The sequence below is a fragment of the Danxiaibacter flavus genome, assembly GCF_041060425.1.
In the GTDB taxonomy this organism is placed as follows: Bacteria; Bacteroidota; Bacteroidia; order Chitinophagales; family Chitinophagaceae; genus Danxiaibacter; species Danxiaibacter flavus.
In genome coordinates, this window is the sequence record NZ_JAULBC010000001.1 from 885,714 (window position 1) to 904,264 (window position 18,551).

Annotated in this window: 7 protein-coding genes; all 7 read left to right on the forward strand. The window is 40.9% G+C overall.

The genetic code is table 11. The annotated features are described in order from the left end of the window. Nucleotides 1-249 precede the first annotated feature (249 nt). On the forward strand, nt 250-2,649 hold the full coding sequence (locus QTN47_RS03430) for an ABC transporter permease (protein WP_369327919.1): 2,400 nt from the start codon (nt 250-252) through the stop codon (nt 2,647-2,649). A gap of 325 nt (nt 2,650-2,974) precedes the next feature. After that, nucleotides 2,975-5,338, forward strand: a complete 2,364-nt coding sequence (locus tag QTN47_RS03435; RefSeq protein ID WP_369327920.1) for an ABC transporter permease — start codon at nt 2,975-2,977, stop codon at nt 5,336-5,338. A gap of 183 nt (nt 5,339-5,521) precedes the next feature. Next, nucleotides 5,522-7,945, forward strand: coding sequence for an ABC transporter permease (locus tag QTN47_RS03440; RefSeq protein ID WP_369327921.1), 2,424 nt, complete (start codon nt 5,522-5,524; stop codon nt 7,943-7,945). Between the two features lie 131 nt (nt 7,946-8,076). Continuing rightward, a complete protein-coding gene (locus tag QTN47_RS03445; RefSeq protein ID WP_369327922.1) occupies nt 8,077-10,461 on the forward strand; it encodes an ABC transporter permease in 2,385 nt (794 codons plus the stop codon). Between the two features lie 347 nt (nt 10,462-10,808). Next, entirely contained in the window at nt 10,809-13,199 is a 2,391-nt protein-coding gene (locus QTN47_RS03450) for an ABC transporter permease (RefSeq protein WP_369327923.1), read from the forward strand. Between the two features lie 259 nt (nt 13,200-13,458). Continuing rightward, entirely contained in the window at nt 13,459-15,945 is a 2,487-nt protein-coding gene (locus tag QTN47_RS03455; RefSeq protein ID WP_369327924.1) for an ABC transporter permease, read from the forward strand. 223 nt (nt 15,946-16,168) lie between these two features. Continuing rightward, the gene (locus tag QTN47_RS03460) at nt 16,169-18,547 is read left to right on the forward strand and encodes an ABC transporter permease (RefSeq protein ID WP_369327925.1); all 2,379 of its coding nucleotides are present in this window, start codon (nt 16,169-16,171) and stop codon (nt 18,545-18,547) included. Nucleotides 18,548-18,551 lie beyond the last annotated feature (4 nt).

An 18,551-nucleotide genomic window follows, 5' to 3' on the forward strand; every position in this document is an offset into this window, starting at 1 on the left:
ACGGGGTTCCAGATTTGCACATTATTACGTACTTGCTATAAGTGCTGTTGTGATTGCTTTCCTGATAAGCCAGGATCGTCATGTCGACAATAGGAGACATCTCCCAAAGTTGACGATGCCTGCTTAACTAAACGACGTTGAAGTGACAATGAATGTTTTTGCTACAAGCTGAAGGCTGATAGCTGACAGCTCAAAGCTCTCCTTTTTCACAAGCTAAAGGCTGATAGCTGATAGCTCAAAGCTAAATCTATGTTTGAGAATTATTTCAAGATTGCCTGGAGAAATTTGTGGAGGAATAAGCTATTCTCCGTTATAAAAATCCTTGGCCTGAGCATTGGTCTTACTGTATGTATGCTCATTTTGCTGTATACAAAAGATGAGCTGAGCTATGATCAGTTCAATGAAAATAAAGCACAGATCTTTCGCATCATTCAAACCTGGCAAATAGGGAAGGAGCAGTCACAGGTTATCGGCACGACAAACAGTATCATGGGCGAGACCTTTGCAAAGGAAATTCCGGAAATTCAACAATACATAAGGGTTAGCGGAGCCAATGTAACAGTTAAAAAGGACGATGAAGTGGTAACAGAAAGCCCCTTATGTGTCGATGAGAATTTTCTGTCTGTATTTACTTTTCCATTATTAAGAGGCAGCACGAGAACCGCGTTGAAAGACCCGCATTCTGTTGTTTTGTCAAAAGATATGGCGAAGAAATATTTCGGCACTACTGATGTGGTTGGCGAAACGATGCAGCTTAAAATAGACAATGAGTTTGAAAATTTCACCGTAGCTGCGGTTGCGGAAAATTTCCCGGAAAATTCATCACTTAAAGCGGGTATGTTGCTGCCGTATAAATGGTATGAAAAATTCAATAATAATGTTGATTGGGTTGGTGGCAGCATCAACGGCTTTGTGTTGATCTCTCCGCAGGAGAATATTAAAACAATTGTCGGTAAAATGCAGGCTGTGTTTGATAAGAACACGAAAGACCACTTGCTTGAACTGAAACAAAAACAAGATCTGACAATTAATATTAAACTGGATCTGCAACCACTTTTGGATATTCATCTCAGCACAAAAGCAGGTCCCGGGAACGGTATGTCAGATGGCAGCAAGCCGGTTTATTCTTATGTGCTCACCTGTATTGCTATTTTTATCCTGATCATTGCATGCATCAACTTTATAAACCTGGCAGTGGCGCAATCACTCAAAAGAAGCAAGGAGATCGGCATCCGGAAAGTGGTGGGGAGCACCAGGAAACAATTGGTAAAACAGTTTCTTGTTGAGTCATTTGTTGTCGCACTTGTTGCCTTTGCTCTGGCAATTGTGCTAACAATAATACTGTTGCCATTCTTCAATCAGCTTGCCAACAAGAAATTAAGTCTCTCATATCTTTCAGATGGTTATTTGTATGCGGGTTATTTTCTGTTGTTGATGCTAACTGCTTTTGTTTCCGGTTTCTACCCTTCCCTTGTGTTGTCAGCTTTTCAGCCGGTTAAGGTATTATACAGCAGGCAGAAGTTAACGGGCCGGAATTATCTTACAAAAGGATTGATCGTATTACAGTTTACGCTCGCCATCTTTCTGATCATCGGCACATTAACCGTCAATAGTCAGTTAGATTTCCTGTTACACAAAGACCTCGGATTTGATAGTAAGGGAATGGTTCGTTTGAATATCCCTGTAAATAATTCAAGTAACAATTTACCGGATCTTTTCAAAAATGAGTTACTAAACAAACACAACATAATAGCGGTAGCTGCAAAAAATGGTGGACGGAGTATTTCAAGCATGAAGGCAAATGGCAAAAAGTTGACTATTGAGAACAACCGGGTAGATGATCAGTATTTTCCCGCATTTAAAATACCGTTTGTAGCCGGAAGAAACTTCTCTGCAGACTATCCTTCCGACATAAGTGCATCTGTTATCGTGAATGAAGCTTTTGCAAAAGAAGCCGGTTGGAAAGCCGGTGAAGCTGTAGGTAAGGTTGTATATAATCATGATGATAAAAACAACCCGGTGACAATAATTGGCGTAGTGAAAGATTATCATTTTCTTTCTCTGAAGGAAAAAATTTCTCCTGCATTTTTTACGATGGATACCACTTTCAACTACGGAGAAATTTGGGTGAAGATTGGCTCGCAGGACGTTCCTAAAACGCTCGCATTGCTGCAAAATACATTCAGTAAGTTGGTGCCTTATTATCCCTATTCCTATCAGTTTATGGATGACCTGAACGCAAAGAATTATGAAGTGGAAACCAAATGGAAGCAGATCATCAGCATTGCTTCCGGGTTGTTCATTTTCATTTCTTGTATTGGATTATTGGGACTGGTTATTTTATCCATAGAACAGCGAACCAAAGAAATTGGTATTCGTAAAGTGCTCGGCGCGGCAGTTTCAAAAATCCTCATTTTAATTTCACGGGAATTTGTCGTTCTGATCTCCATAGCATTTTTAATTGCTGTTCCTGTCGGTTATTATTTCACTGACAAATGGTTACAGGCCTTTGCCTACAGGATCAATGTTGGTTGGTGGATCTTCGCAATAGCAGGTTTGGGAACGTTGCTCATTGCTTTGCTTACGCTAAGTTTCCAGGCAATTAAAGCAGCAACGGCGAATCCCGTTAAAAGTCTCAGAACTGAGTAAATACAAATAATTGACAATGGATAATTGACAATTGAGAATGATGGACCAGAAGGTTTAGAGGACGGATACCCTTAGTAACTGACAATTTTTATTGTGCGGTGACATGGCTGATAGCTAATAGCTGACAGCTGATAGCTCCCGCCCCTGCTCGCTTCCGCACACGAAGTGTTCGTTTTCGTACACCTGCTGATGGTGAACCACACTCAAATCCCTTATAAATAAGGGTTTCAGATATTGGCATACGTGTTGGATAATTTTACCGGCGAATTGTGCGCTGCCCAAAATTGTGTGAAAAGGATAGACTTAGTCAATTAAAATTTACAACATGTTCAGGAATTACCTTAGGACCACGTGGAGATCGTTGCAGAAGAACCGGATTTTCAGTTTTATCAATATTGTTGGTCTGGCCATTGGGATTGCTTGCGCGGCATTCATCTTTCTTTGGGTCGAAGATGAGGTCACTTACAATCATTATTTTAATAAAAGGGATAATCTCTATAAAATTAAAGATCGTCAAACCTATGACGGTAAGACCTTTACATTTGACGCAACCCCGGGTCCGTTAGCGGAAGGTATTAAGCGTGAAATTCCGGGTATAAAGAATACCGCCCGTTCAAGCTGGGGCGATCGTGTGCTGTTTTCACTAAATGAAAAAAATACCTACGAACAGGGCGCTTATGTGGACTCTTCTTTCTTTTCCATGTTTCAACTGGACTTCATAAAGGGAAACCCGGCGCATGTGTTTGATCAGTTGTATGCTGTTGTATTGTCCGAAACCCTCGCAAAAAAATATTTTAACTCAGCCGATGTTATCGGTAAAACGCTGAAGATAAATAATGATCAGGAGTATATTGTTACAGGGGTTATCAAAGATCTTCCCAAAAACGTTTCGTTCAAATTTGACTGGCTTTCTCCTTTTCAGATTGTTTTAAACAAAACCTCCTGGTTAAAAGATTGGGGAAGTAATGGTATTGTAACATACGTAGAAACCGAGCCCAATGCCAGTGTTGATGCGATAAATAAAAAATTGTACGGGTATATACAAACAAAAGGTAAGGACCTGAATGCAAGAATGTCCATTTACCCCATGAGCAGGTGGCGTTTATACGATAGTTACGAGGATGGTAAAGAAGTTCCCGGCAGAGTAAAATATGTGAAGCTGTTTAGCCTGATAGCATGGATCATTCTCCTGATAGCCTGCATCAACTTTATGAATCTTTCAACTGCGCGCTCAGAAAAACGCGCACGGGAAGTAGGTGTTAGAAAGGCGCTTGGAGCGAACAGGCCAGGCCTCATACTACAGTTTATAGCCGAGTCTCTGATCATGAGCTTTATCTCAGTGTTGCTCGCTATTACAATCATCTATCTTGCTTTACCTGCCTTTAACAACCTGGTAGATAAGCAACTTACCGTTCAGCTTTTCAAACCGGTACATATCACTGCATTGTTTGTTATTACCGTTCTTTGCGGATTGATCGCCGGTAGTTATCCTGCCTTTTATCTGTCATCCTTCCATCCGGTAACAGTGCTGAAAGGGCTCAACCTGAAACTCGGTAACAGTGCGGGTTTCATTAGAAAGGGACTTGTTATAGCACAGTTTGCCGTATCGGTGATTTTCATTATCAGTACAATTATTATTTACAGACAAATTCAACATGTTAAGAGCCGTGATATAGGTTATAATAAAAGTGACCTGGTTTATATGAACCTTACAGGCAACATGAAGCAGAATTTCGATGTGATAAAAAATGATCTTCTGCAGACCGGTCTTGTAGAAAATGCGTGTTTAAGTCATAACCTGGTATTGAATCTCGGTAGTAATTCGGGAAATTTTAGCTGGGAAGGAAAAGATCCCAGCAAGGAAATTTTGATCACAATCGAAGCTGCAAGCCCCGAATACGTCTCAACCCTGGGTATGCAGATTAGAGATGGACGGGATTTCTATGCCGATGTAAAATCTGATAGTAATAACATCATCATCAATGAGTCGCTTGCAAGGATCATCAATAAGAAAAATATTGTCGGGTCTGTTATCTCCAGGGGTGATGGCAGCCGTTATACCGTTGTTGGAGTGGTGAAGGACTTTCTTTATAATGACATGTATTCGTCGCCCGCACCACTGATCTTGTTTTCAGATAAAACAAAATATGTAAACGAACTCACTGTTCGCCTGAAGCCCCGGACAGACCTGAAATCTGCATTGGCAAAAATGGAGGATGTGGTAAAAAAAGATAATCCGGGCTATCCGGTTGAATACAAGTTTGTGGATGATACATTCAGCAAAATGTTTCAATCAGAAAGCCTGATCGGAACTTTAGCCGGCTTGTTTGCAGTGCTTGCAATTCTTATCTCTTGTCTTGGATTGTTCGGATTGGCTGCATTTACCGCTGAGCAACGCAAAAAGGAAATCGGTATCAGAAAAGTGTTGGGTGCCAGCGTGCAGGGAATGGCTGCATTGCTTTCAAAAGAGTTTCTGCAGTTAGTGGGTATAGCTTGCCTGGTCGCATTCCCGATAGCCTGGTGGATGATGCATAATTGGCTGCAGGGCTACAACTACAGGGTTGAGATCAGCTGGTGGATATTTGTTGCCGCAGGCGTGCTTTCAGTATTGATTGCATTACTTACCGTTTGTTTCCAGGCAATTAAGGCAGCTATTGCTAATCCCGTGAAGAGCCTTAGAACTGAATAATGTGCAAATGTGCAAATATGCAAATGTGCAAATATGCAAATGTGTGAATATGCAAATGTGTGAATATGCAAATGTGCGAATATGCAAATGAGTATATCTGGAATGTTTGATGCTGAGGATGAGACAAGAACAATATAACATACACAAGCTGAAAGCTGATAGCTGATAGCTCAAAGCAGATCTATGTATTTCAAAACTATTTGGAGACGCCTGATACGCAATAAAGCCTTTTCGTTCATTAATATTTTTGGACTGGCAATAGGCTTAACATCCTGTCTGCTCATCGTTATGTACATACTGGATGAAAGCAGCTATGACCAACACCATAAAGATGGCGACAGGTTATTTCGCATTGCATTAGTAAGCAATAAGGTAGAAACATGGGCGGCCGCGGCTGCGCCACTTGCTTTTACAGTAAAAAGCAATTTGCCGGAAATTGAACAATCTGCCAGGTTGATGACTTTTCCTGATATCGCTAAAATGCTTATCCGCAACAAGAATACGAGCGATCAAAAACAATTTTTTGAAACCAATGGCTATTATGTCGATTCAACTTTCTTTCAGCTTTTTACCTACAACTTTGTTTATGGAAACGGTATGGCGGCACTGAATGCGCCTAATACAATGGTCATTTCCAAAGAAATGTCCGAACGTTTTTTTGGAAAAGAGAATCCTGTCAACAAGCCGCTTTCCGTTAATACACCATTCGGTGAATTCAATTACACAGTAAAAGCTGTTTTTGACAACTCAACTTACAAGTCACACATTCCTGCGAACTATTTTCTTTCCATGCGCAACCAGGACATGTGGAACTGGGTAACACAGCAAACAAACCTGGTTAGCAACAACGTATTTTATACCTATATAAAACTGAAGTCACAGGTTGATGCAAAACAATTCGGGACGAAGCTGAATACATTCTTTGATAAACAAGCAGGTGAGGAAATGAAGACGTTCGGTTTTAAAAACACACTTTTTTTGCAGCCTGTTAAAGATATCTATCTGCATTCAGCTATAGGTAATGAGATTAGGCCCAATGGTGCCATTACTTATTTATATATACTCGGATCAATAGCCGCATTCATATTGGTTATTGCCTGTATTAATTTTATGAATCTTTCAACTGCCCGTTCTGAAAAACGCGCCAGGGAAGTAGCTGTGAAGAAAGTGATAGGGGCAGGCAGACGTTTATTGGTCTGGCAATTGTTGGGTGAGTCTTTTATTATGTGCATTGCAGCCCTGGTGATTGCGATAGCCTTTACAAGCATCTTGCTGCCTTATTTCAATGCGCTTACACATAAAAATATCCGGTTGGCAGATGAACCGCGTCTGATCGTTTGGATTGCCATCATTACACTGGCTACAGGTTTGTTTGCCGGCATTTATCCGGCATTTTATCTGTCCTCTTTTAAGCCGGTTCAAATTCTAAAAGGTAAAATCATTAACAGCTTTTCGGCAACGGCTTTGCGGAAAGGATTGGTAGTTTTTCAGTTTGCTATTTCTGTTTGCCTGGTGATTGCTGCTGTTGTTATCTGGAAGCAGTTGAACTACCTGGATCACCAGCAACTTGGTTTTAATACAGAACAGAAATTGGTGCTGCCGTTGCAGGATGGCTATCTGAATAGTGAAAGCAATTACACTGCTTTAAAAAATGAACTGTTACAACAGCCTGAAGTGAAAGCCGTAACATGTGGTTCGGCATATCCGGGAATTGTTAATCTGAATGATATGCTTTTCTTTGCGGAAGGCAAAGCAAAAGATGATAATGTTGATGTGCATACAGCTTCCATCGGTGAGAATTATATTGAAACGATGGGCTTTCAATTGCTGAGTGGCAGGTCATTTTCAAAAGATTTTACTGCTGATTCTTTAAGCATTATTTTAAATGAAACAGCGGTAAAACAGCTCGGTTACACTGCAGAAAACGCTATTGGCAGAAAAGCAAATTATAATATTGGAAAATATCATGGTGCCTTACAAATAGTCGGCGTTGTTAAAGATTTCAATTTCGAAAGCCTGCACAATCACATTGAACCTTACGGTTTTACTACAACTACTTTTGGCAGCAGGTTTGGTTACCTGATCGCCAATCTCAATACAAAAGATTATGCCCGTGCGATCAATAAAATTGAGCACGTATGGACCAAACTAAACCCTACAGTGCCGTTTCGCTATTCTTTTGTAGATAAGGATTTTCAGCACAATTATGAAAAGGAGCAGCTAACGTCAAGACTCGTAACATACTTTACCATCATTGCAATTCTGATCGCCTGCCTTGGATTATTTGGCCTTTCAATATTTGCCGCTGAGCAAAAAAGAAAAGAAGTCGGGATCAGAAAAGTACTCGGTGCTTCTGCAGGACAAATCTCATTGCTCTTGTCGAAAGAGTTTATCACATTGGTTGTTGTCGGTGTGGTCATAGCATCGCCTGTGGCATGGCTCATTATGAATAAATGGCTGCAGGGATTTGCTTATCGTACAAGTATAAGCTGGTGGATGTTCGCCGTTGCGGGCTTGTCCGCAGTTTGTATTGCTTTTTTTACCATCAGTTTTCAATCGATAAAAGCGGCGTTGGCGAACCCGGTGAAGAGTTTGAGGACGGAGTAATGCAATGAATGTGCGAATGTGTAGATGTGCAAATGTGCGAATAAGGAGATGGAAATCAATGTTAACAGGAACGAGGTACAATTATAATAACCAGGCTGAAAGCTGATAGCTGACAGCTCATAGCTAAATCTATGCTTAAGAACTATCTGTTACTTGCTGTAAAGAATTTCCGGAAACAGAAAATGTTTTCGTTGATTAATGTGCTGGGTTTAACCGTTGGTATAACCTGCTGCTTAATGATCTTTCTGTTTATTACCAATGAATTCAGTTATGATAAGTTTCATAAGAACGGAAACAACATCTATCGAATAATGCGCGTTGGCAATATAGATGGCGTTGTAAAGAATATTCCTTGGGTATCTCCTATGTATGGTCCTACATTAGCGAGCGATTATCCTGATATGGTGCAAAAAACAACGCGCGTCTCTCCCGATAATGACCTGGTGACCTATAATAACATTTCTTTTAATGAAAAGAAAATTTACCTGGTTGACAGTAACTTCTTTCAGTTCTTCAGCTTCAAATTATTAAAGGGAAATCCGGCAGGCGTGTTGAGTGAGCCTGGCAGCATTGTAATGACAGCCTCCGCAGCAAAAAAATATTTTGGCAATGATGATCCCATTGGAAAAACGGTTGAGCTAAATAAGAAGCTGCGCTTGAAAGTAACCGGTATTGCGGAAGATGTTCCGGTGAATTCTCATCTTGAATTTGACATGGTTGTGCCAATTGCTAACTGGAAGAATGAAGGTTGGATGAATCAATGGCCCGGCAACAACCTGTTTGTTTATCTCCAGTTAAATCCTGCGGTAAAGCCTGAGCAATTAATTAGCCGCTTTCCCGCGTTTATGGATAAATACCTGGGTAAGTTTTATAGAGAAAATGGTTTCAAGATGGATCTAACGATGCATCCGCTAAAGGATATTTATTTTGAAGGCGAATCGCCCTGGGATAATGTTAAGCACGGCAGCAAAAAGATGGTGTATGTTTTTATGAGTATCGCCGCGTTGATTTTGATTATTGCCTGCATCAATTTTATGAACCTCGCAACTGCGCGTGCAACAGACAGGTCTAAGGAAGTGGGGCTGCGCAAAGTAATGGGTGCAGTTCGGCGTCAACTGGCATTACAGTTTATTTTTGAATCACTGTTGTTCGCTACACTGGCTTCTGTTCTCGCACTTGTTTTATTGCAACTCATTATGCCGGCTTACACTAATTTCCTTGGTTATAAATTACCTTCTTATTGGAATGATCCCAGGGTATACCTGTTTCTTCTTGGTGTGATTGTAGTAGTCGGTTTACTTGCCGGAAGTTATCCTGCATTATTGATGTCTTCTTTTTCTCCTATTGAATCACTGAAAGGAAAACTGAGAACAGGAAAAGGAGGTGCATTTTTTAGAAAGACATTGGTTGTTTTCCAATTCGGTATTTCTGTATTGCTCATTATTAGTGTTACCATTGTAATGAAGCAAATGCATTACCTGCGTACCTCTGACATGGGCTTTGATAAAGAACAATCCATGATCGTCAGGTTAGACAACCACGACATCTGGGAGAAAAAGATCCAGTTTAAAAACCAATTGCAGGCTGATCCTTCCGTGGCGAATGTTTCGGTGATGACGGGCGAACCGGGAGGCTTTCATGACAGTTATGGATTTGACGTGCAAGGCAAGCCCGGTGAACGAATGATGTTTAATACGGAGTTTGCCGATTTTGAATATGTTCCAACGCTTGGATTGAGAATTATTGCAGGAAGAAATTTTTCTTCACAGTTTCCAACCGATTCAACTAACGCTGCCATCATTAACCGTGCAGCGGCGATTAAGATGGGTTATACACCGGAGCAGGCTATTGGTAAGTGGATCAAGAATTTAAGCCAGGATAGTTTGCCAAGAACAATTGTTGGCGTTGTAGAAGATTATCATTTTGCATCATTAAAGCAAGTGATAGGGCCACTGGTTATTTCAACAAAAAAAGATGATAGAAGGCTCGTGGTCATCAAACTTAAGTTGACAAATCTTCCTCAGGCAATTGATCGCATCAGAAAGATCTACACATCAGAGGTGCCGGATTATCCTTTTGAATACACATTTCTTGATGAGCGTTTCAATAAGTTGTATAAATCCGAAGCAAGCCAGGAAACGCTATTGAGTGTATTCTCCATTATAGCGATTTGTATTGCCTGTCTTGGATTATTCGGGCTTGCATCTTATACAGCCATAAAAAGAACAAAAGAGATCGGTGTTAGAAAAGTGCTGGGCTCATCCGTTGAAAATATTGTATTGTTGTTGTCTAAAGATTTGTTGAAGCCTGTTTTGTTGGGAACACTTATCGCTGTTCCTTTGGGATATTTCGTGATGCAAAAATGGTTGCAGAGCTTTGCTTACAAGGTGGATATTCATTGGTGGATGTTTGCTATTGCTGCAATGATCGCAGTAATGATAGCTTTGTTCACCGTGAGCGTTCAGGCTGTTAAAGCGGCGCTGGCAAACCCGGTGAAAAGTCTGAGAACGGAATAAGGGTTAGGAATTGGCTAATGTCGTTTCGTTAAGAAAAATGTTTTAAATGCTGATTGTATTTGTTGCGTTGCTGGTCATTGAATGTCATGTCGGGGATAGGAGACATCTCTCAACGTTCAACGGATTTGTGTTCGGGAGACCTCTCGTGTCGCGTCAATGACAGAGTAAGGCTGTTTTTCATTGCCGTCTGCTTTAGCTGACGGAGAATCAAACTAATTGAATATGGCTTTAGCCACACAATCCAATTTTTGGGGCTAAAGTCGGGCTTTAAAGATCAACCACTGTCCGTCAGCAAAAGCAGACGGCAATGAATCGAAGGCTATTAAGTAATAAACGAGAATTTGAGAATGCTACAGAACTATTTTAAAGTTGCTATCAGAAACCTGTTGAAAAATAAAACTGCGTCGGCCATCAATATTTTTGGCTTGACGATAGGGTTGACATGTTGTTTGTTGATCAGTCTCTACATCCGTCATGAAGTGAGTTTTGATGACTTTCAAAAGAATGGAGACCGCATCGCCCGTGTCATTATGGAATATAGTTTTGATGGTGGTAGCGCATCTGGAAAAGGCAACTATACAAGTGTGCGCGTGGCACCGGTATTGCAACGGACTTTTCCCGAAGTTGAATCAGCGGTCCGGATGACTGCTTACGAAAAAGTGGTCTATTATAACGATAAAATGATCAGCGAAAAACATTTTATGTATGCTGATCCTTCTTTCTTTAAAATCTTTTCATTCAGGCTTAAAGATGGAGACGCCAACCAGGCGCTCAATGCGCCTTATGATGTTGTTCTTACTGAGTCTGCTGCAAAGAAATATTTTGGTGAACAAAATCCAATTGGAAAAGCTTTCCGGGTTGGCAATGACAGCAACTTATATCATGTTACAGGAGTAATGCAGGATCTTCCTGATAACTCACAGGTCCGTTTCGATTTTCTTGCCTCATTTTCGTCGCTTGGTATTAGACCTGAGTCTGAAAATACTTACTGGAATGCCAACTACACAACTTATTTGTTGCTTAATAACAATCGGTCGATAGCCGGGCTGCAGGCTAAACTTCCTGCTTTCATGAAAAAAGAAATGCAGGGGGCAAACGCAACCATTAACTTTTACCTGGAGCAATTCAATAAGATACATTTGTATTCGCCGTATGACAGTTTCGTTCCCAACAACAGTATCTCCTACATGTTTATACTTGGTGCCGTTGCATTGCTTATTCTCATTATCGCCTGTTCAACTTATATTAACCTGAGTACTGCCCGGTCGCTGGAAAGAGCAAAAGAAGTGGGAGTGAGAAAAGTGATCGGTGCAGGGAAAAACCAGTTGTTCTGGCAGTTTATTGGCGAATCTGTTTTGGTTTGTCTTGCAGCGGTTGTATTAAGTTTGTTAGTAGCTTCTGCGTTGCTGCCCTTCTTTAATAAGCTTACAAATGCAACACTGGACGGCGCTTCATTGCTTTCGTTGCCATTCATTTCATTCCTGTTGGTGCTGGTTGTACTTGTTAGTTTATTGGCAGGGGCTTATCCTTCTTTTATACTGGCAGATTTCCGGCCGGTAACCGTTCTTAAAGGTTCCTTCAAAAACACCGGAAAAGGACAAACACTAAGAAGATCTCTCATTGTATTCCAGTTTGCTATTTCCGTATTTCTCATCATATCAACTTTCATTGTTCAGCGGCAGTTGTATTTTATTCAGCATGCCAAGCTTGGATATGATCGTGAACATATAGTGGTGCTGCCAATGGATGGCAAAATGGTTCAAAGCATTCCGCTGATGAAGCAACAGCTCAAAAGCAATTCAAATGTGCTGAATGTTTCTTATTGCTATAGAACACCGGTAGAAGGCGGCGGTGGATACAATATGCGCTCTGCGTCCATGCCGCAAACACAACAGATTGCTGTTACTGCAAATCCGATAGATGAAGACTTTGTTCCTACTGTCGGAATGCAAATTATTGCAGGTGAGAATATCTCATTGCAGGATGTAAAGGATGCTTCACTGGATTCAAATGCACGCTTTCATTTTATTTTGAATGAATCTGCGGCCCGCCAGTTGGGCTGGTCCGCACAGGATGCTGTCGGTAAAAGAATGTTCCTTGATGACACTCGCCCCGGTATCGTGAAAGCTGTTGTAAAAGACTTTCATTTCAGGTCTATGCGTGAGCCTATCAAACCATTTGTACTTTTTCCTGAAGCCAGCGGCCGCGAGATAATGGTGAAGATTAATGGTGCATACCTCACTCAAACCATTGCTTTTATTGAATCAAAATGGAAAGAGCTCGTGCCGCATCGTCCGTTTGAATATCATTTTATGGACGAAGATTACAACGAATTGTATAGTGCCGAATTAAGATTAGGTAAGGTGATGGATCTGTTTGCGGGTATCGCCATCGTGTTGGCGTGCCTTGGTCTGCTTGGCCTTTCTGCATATTCTGCACAACAACGCATAAAAGAAATAGGTGTGCGCAAAGTGTTGGGCGCTTCCGTAAGCAGTATTGTAATTGCATTGTCCAAAGACTTTATCCGCCTTACAGTAATTGCTATAGTAATTGCTTTTCCTGTGGCATGGTGGGCAACCACAAAATGGCTGGAAGATTTCTCTTACAGGACAGATATTTCGTGGACCATCTATCTCATCGCAGCAATACTAACTATTGTGTTGGCGGTTTTAACAGTGAGCCTGCAAACAGTAAAAGCAGCAATGAGTAATCCGGTTAAGAGTTTGAGAACGGAATAATTGAAAATTGAAAGTTGAAAATTGACAATGAATGATGATTTGCGAATGAGGAAAAGTGCGAATGTGCGAATGTGCAAATGTGTAAATGTGCGAATGTGAAATAACACAATATTGAAATGATATAGTAATGCTAAAAAGAGTAAAAAAGAGAACAATAGTGGGCAGCTCTCTGTGTAACTCAGTGTCTTCTCCTTGTGACTCTGTGTAACTTTTTATCGCCCTTTTTGGTTTTCAAACATAGGAACTAAAAAATAGCAGCATGTTTAGAAACTACAGTTTATTAGCAGTCAGAAATATCCTGCGTAAAAAGTTTTATTCAGCCATTAACCTCGCCGGGCTTAGCATTGCAAGCGCATTTTGTATTTTGGTATACCTGTATGTTAAGCATGAACAGTCCTTTGATAAATTTCATGCAAATGTTTCTCAGTTATACAGGCTGGAGCAGAATGATCTGTGGCAGTCAGATGAAAAGAAAAAGAGCAGTCTTTTTTCTTTCATGCTGAAAGATGAACAAGCTGCTGTTATACAACATCCGGCAATCTTGTCCGGCGAGCTGGAAAAAGTATTTCCCGAAATAGCGCAAACAGTCAGGGTGCAGCAATCTTACCAGGCAAAAGTTAGAGTAGGTACGCAGAGTTTTGAGGAGAAAAAAAACATTGCGTATGTTGATAAAAATTTTTTCACAGTATTCAGCTTTCCATTGTTGCGCGGTAATCCCGCAACCGCACTTGCTGAAAAGAACAACATTGTTATTAGTGAAAATGTTGCCTTCAAATATTTTGGCAATGCTGATCCAGTCGGCCGCACAATTCTTCTGCCGAATGATGATAGTACAGTGTGTATTGTAAGTGCTGTTGCTAAAAATTTTCCCGCCAATTCCAGTTATCGTTTTGATCTGTTGATGCCCAGAACATCAACTGCTGATTATGCAGAAAAGATGAGTACGGGTCTTAATACGTCAAGCGATCAGATCATCATTCAATTGAAAAAAGGAGTAGACGCTATAAATTTTGAAAAAAGGCTTGATGCGTTTACAAGAAAATATTATGAATCAGCGCTAAAAGAGTGGGCCGCTTTCCCCGGAAGCACCATCAAAACAGATAACTTTCATGTGCACATTCGTCCATTTGCAGATGCGCATTATTCCGCTGGTTCTGGTTGGGGACATTACACTGATCTGAAAAATATCTATCAGTTGATTAGCCTGGCAATTGTTATCCTGATCATAGCCTGTTTAAATTACATTCTGCTTACGTTAACCGGTACCGTATCGCGCTCACAGGAAGTAGGTATCCGTAAGACAATAGGCGCGGAAAGAAAACAGCTCGTGTTGCAGTTTTATATCGAAACACAGATGCTGGCGTTTATTTCAGTAGTCGTTGGCCTTGTGCTTGCCATTATTTGTTTGCCATTCTTTAACGGTCTTACAGGATCAGAAATAAGCATACAGTTTTTCTCAGCAGGTAATATAATCCTTTTGTTGGGCTCTCTGGCAGTAGTATTGGGTATTATTGCCGGCGTATATCCTGCATTAGTAATGTCCGGCTTAAAGCCACTCAATATGTTGCGTAAATTTTCTGCATACAGACTCAACCCCTATTTGTCGAAAATTTTGGTTACAACGCAGTTCGCTGTTTGCATCATTCTCATAATTTCAACGCTTGCCATTAATAAGCAGATAGCATTTATCAATCATAAGTATTTGGGTTTTGATAAGGAGCAGATCATCACGTTGAATAATCCTTTTAATAATGCTAACGACACGCGTCTGCTAAAGGAACGGCTGGAGAATTTTGCTGCAACAGATCCTTCAATAGCTGACTTTAGCAATACTTATCTTGGCTATAACAACACCAATAACTATCGCATCAATGATCAGAAGACAATGGCAGAAGTTTTTGATGTGGATTATAATTATTTTTCCTTCTTCAAAATTCCGATTGTAAAAGGCAGAAATTTTTCCCGCTTCATTCCGGAGGATAGCGCAAAAATTCAGCTTGCAGAAGGTCAATACATGAAAGGTGCATCAGCCACAAGGCAGGCTGTTATCGTAAATGAAACATTGTATAAAATGCTGGGAAGCCCCGAGCTCAATACGATCAATGCCTCACTTGGCGGAAGGATCATTGGTGTATGTAAAGATTATTATCCCGACGATCTTACCAAAACGATTTCGCCTTCATTGCACAGGATAGAAAAATGGTACGGAAGTTCATTTTCATTCAGGATCAGGCCCAATCAAAACATGCCGCAAGTGTTAGACAGACTTCATGCAAGCTGGAACAAACTAACTGGCGGAGAGCCTTTTTCGTATTCTTTTTTGGATGAAACTGTCGCTCAAAATTATGAAGCATATCTCCGCTGGATGAAGACTGTTACAGCCGCATGTATACTGGCCATATGTATTGCTTGCATGGGATTGTTTGGCTTATCTGGTTTGTCAACAACTGCACGCGTAAAAGAGATAGGTATTCGAAAAGTGTTGGGTGCCTCTGTGAGTGATCTGTTTTTACTCTTGAACAGGGGAATGCTTATCACTGCGTTTGTTGCATTTGTAATCGCAATTCCAATAGCCTTGTTATTGGTGAATGCGTGGCTTCAAAACTTCGCGTACCGGATAACGCCGGATTGGTCGTTGTTCGCCGGTGCAGGAATTATTAGCCTGGTAACAGCAATTATAGCCGTAAGTTATCACACAATAAAAACGGCGATTGCAAATCCGGTGAACAGCCTGAGGACTGAATAATTGAAAATGGAAAATTGACAATTGAAAATGAAGGATGAGTTGCGAATGTGCAAATGTGTGTATGTGCAAATTGTGAAATAGATCGGATAGTAATGATAGAAAGAATGAAAAGAACAAGAATAGTAAACAGCTCTCTGTGCAGCTCAGTGTCTTCTCCGTGAAACTCTGTGTAACTGTATTTTCATTTCAACGTTATATGTCATATTGATCTAAACCGTCCTATATGTTTAAGAACTATCTCAAAACCGCCGTGCGTGGTTTATTGAAAAACAAATTTTCCGCCTTCATTAACGTGAGTGGACTTGCCGTTGGAATGGCTGTATCAATGTTAATCGGGTTATGGATCTGGAATGAAATATCGTTTGATAAATACTTTCAGCATTACGACCGCATTTCGCAGGTAATGCAAAACCAGTCCTTCAATGGTGAAGTAAGTACAGGGCCGGGTAATGTAATTCCGTTAGCGGCAGAGCTGAGAAGAAGTTATGGGGACGACTTTAAATATGTTGTCCTGTCTTCCTGGAACATGAACAGTCTTATCGCAGCAGGAGAGAAGAAGCTTAGCTTACAGGGTAGTTATATGGAATCCGGTGCGCCGGAAATGCTTTCCCTCAATATGGTCGCCGGCACACGAAAAGCATTCAATGAACCCGCATCTGTTTTGTTATCACAATCAACTGCAAAAGCGCTGTTCGGGAATGATGATCCCGTGGGAAAGATTGTTAAGATAGATGGTGATCTGCAGGAAAAAGTCGCCGGTGTTTATGAAGACTTCCCTTTAAATACCAGCTTTAAAGACGTGGCATTTATTGCTCCGTTTTTTGATTTGAAAAGCTGGGTAAGCGGCAATGAGAACAACTGGTATAATTCATCTTTTCAATTGTTTGTAGAGCTTTCGGATAAGGCTGACAGGGAAAGGGTTTCAGCTAAAATAAAAGATATCAAACTGAATAAGATAGACGCTAAGACTGCACAGCTTCAAAAGCCACAGATGTTTCTGTTCCCAATGAGTAAGTGGCACTTGTATTCCGATTTTAAGAATGGCATAAGTGTGGGAGGAAGGATACAATATGTGTGGATGTTTGCGATAATAGGCGTGTTTGTTTTGTTGCTCGCTTGCATCAACTTTATGAACCTGAGCACCGCGCGAAGTGAGAAGCGTGCTAAGGAGGTGGGCATTCGTAAGGCAGTTGGTTCACTCCGTTCACAACTGGTAATGCAGTTTTTCTGTGAGTCGTTGGTAGTTGCTTTGTGCGGCTTTGTTTTATCAATATTGTTAGTATTATTCATTCTTCCCTTTTTCAACCAGGTAACCGAAAAAAATATTCATCTGCCTTGGAGCAATGCGTATTTCTGGATGATGATTATTGGATTTACACTGCTGACAGGATTGATCGCCGGTATTTATCCCGCATTGTATCTTTCCTCATTCCGGCCGGTAAAAGTATTGAAGGGCGTTTTTAAAGGCGGCCGGTATGCTGCGACTCCCAGGAAAGTTTTAGTCGTTGTTCAATTCACTGTTTCCGTTATTCTGATCATCAGTACAGTTACTGTTTTCAGACAGGTGCAGTTCGCTAAAAGCCGGCCGATTGGCTACACGCGCGAAGGATTGATCACCATTATCATGAAGACATACAATTACCACAACAGTATGTCCGCAATGCGTAATGATCTGCTGCAACAAGGTGCTATTACCGATATGGCTGAGTCGAATACACCGGTTACAGAAAACGATCATTTTGATGATAGTTTTAACTGGAAGGATAAAGATCCGCAAAGCTCCATAAAGTTTAATACTGTTGGTATAGCGGGGCAATATGGTAAAACGATCGGCTGGCAATTTGTGAATGGAAGAGATTTTTCCCCGCAAATGGCAACCGATTCTTCTGCAATTGTAATCAATGAAACAGCCGCAAAATATATGGGCTTTAAAAACCCGGTAGGAGAGGCTGTGAAATGGCAGAATAAGTCTTACACAATAATAGGTGTGATAAAAGATATGATAATGGAATCTCCCTATTCGCCAACAAAACAAACTGTATTCTATTTGGATTCAAGCATCGGCGGAATAGTAAATATCCGGCTCAGCCCAAACAGGTCAACTGCTTCATCTCTCGCGATGATTGAAGCTGTCTGTAAGAAATATTCACCAGAAGAGCCGTTTGATTACAAATTTGCGGATGAGGATTATGCAAGAAAGTTTGCGGATGAAGAACGTGTTGGAAAACTTGCCGGGTTCTTTGCAATACTGGCAATCTTCATCAGTTGCCTTGGTTTATTCGGTATGGCGTCATTTGTTGCAGAGCAACGTACTAAGGAAATTGGCGTAAGAAAAGTATTGGGCGCTTCAGTCTTAAGTCTTTGGGAATTGATGTCGAAGGAATTTGTTACGCTGGCTGTAATTGCATTCCTGATCGCTTCGCCTGTTGCATATTATTTCATGCATAACTGGTTGCAGAATTACGAATACAGGGCGCCATTGTCCTGGTGGATTTTCGCCGCTACAGGTATTGGTTCTCTCGTTATCACCTTACTTACCGTAAGCTACCAGTCAATTAAAGCGGCGCTTGCAAATCCTGTAAAAAGCCTTAGAACAGAATAATGGA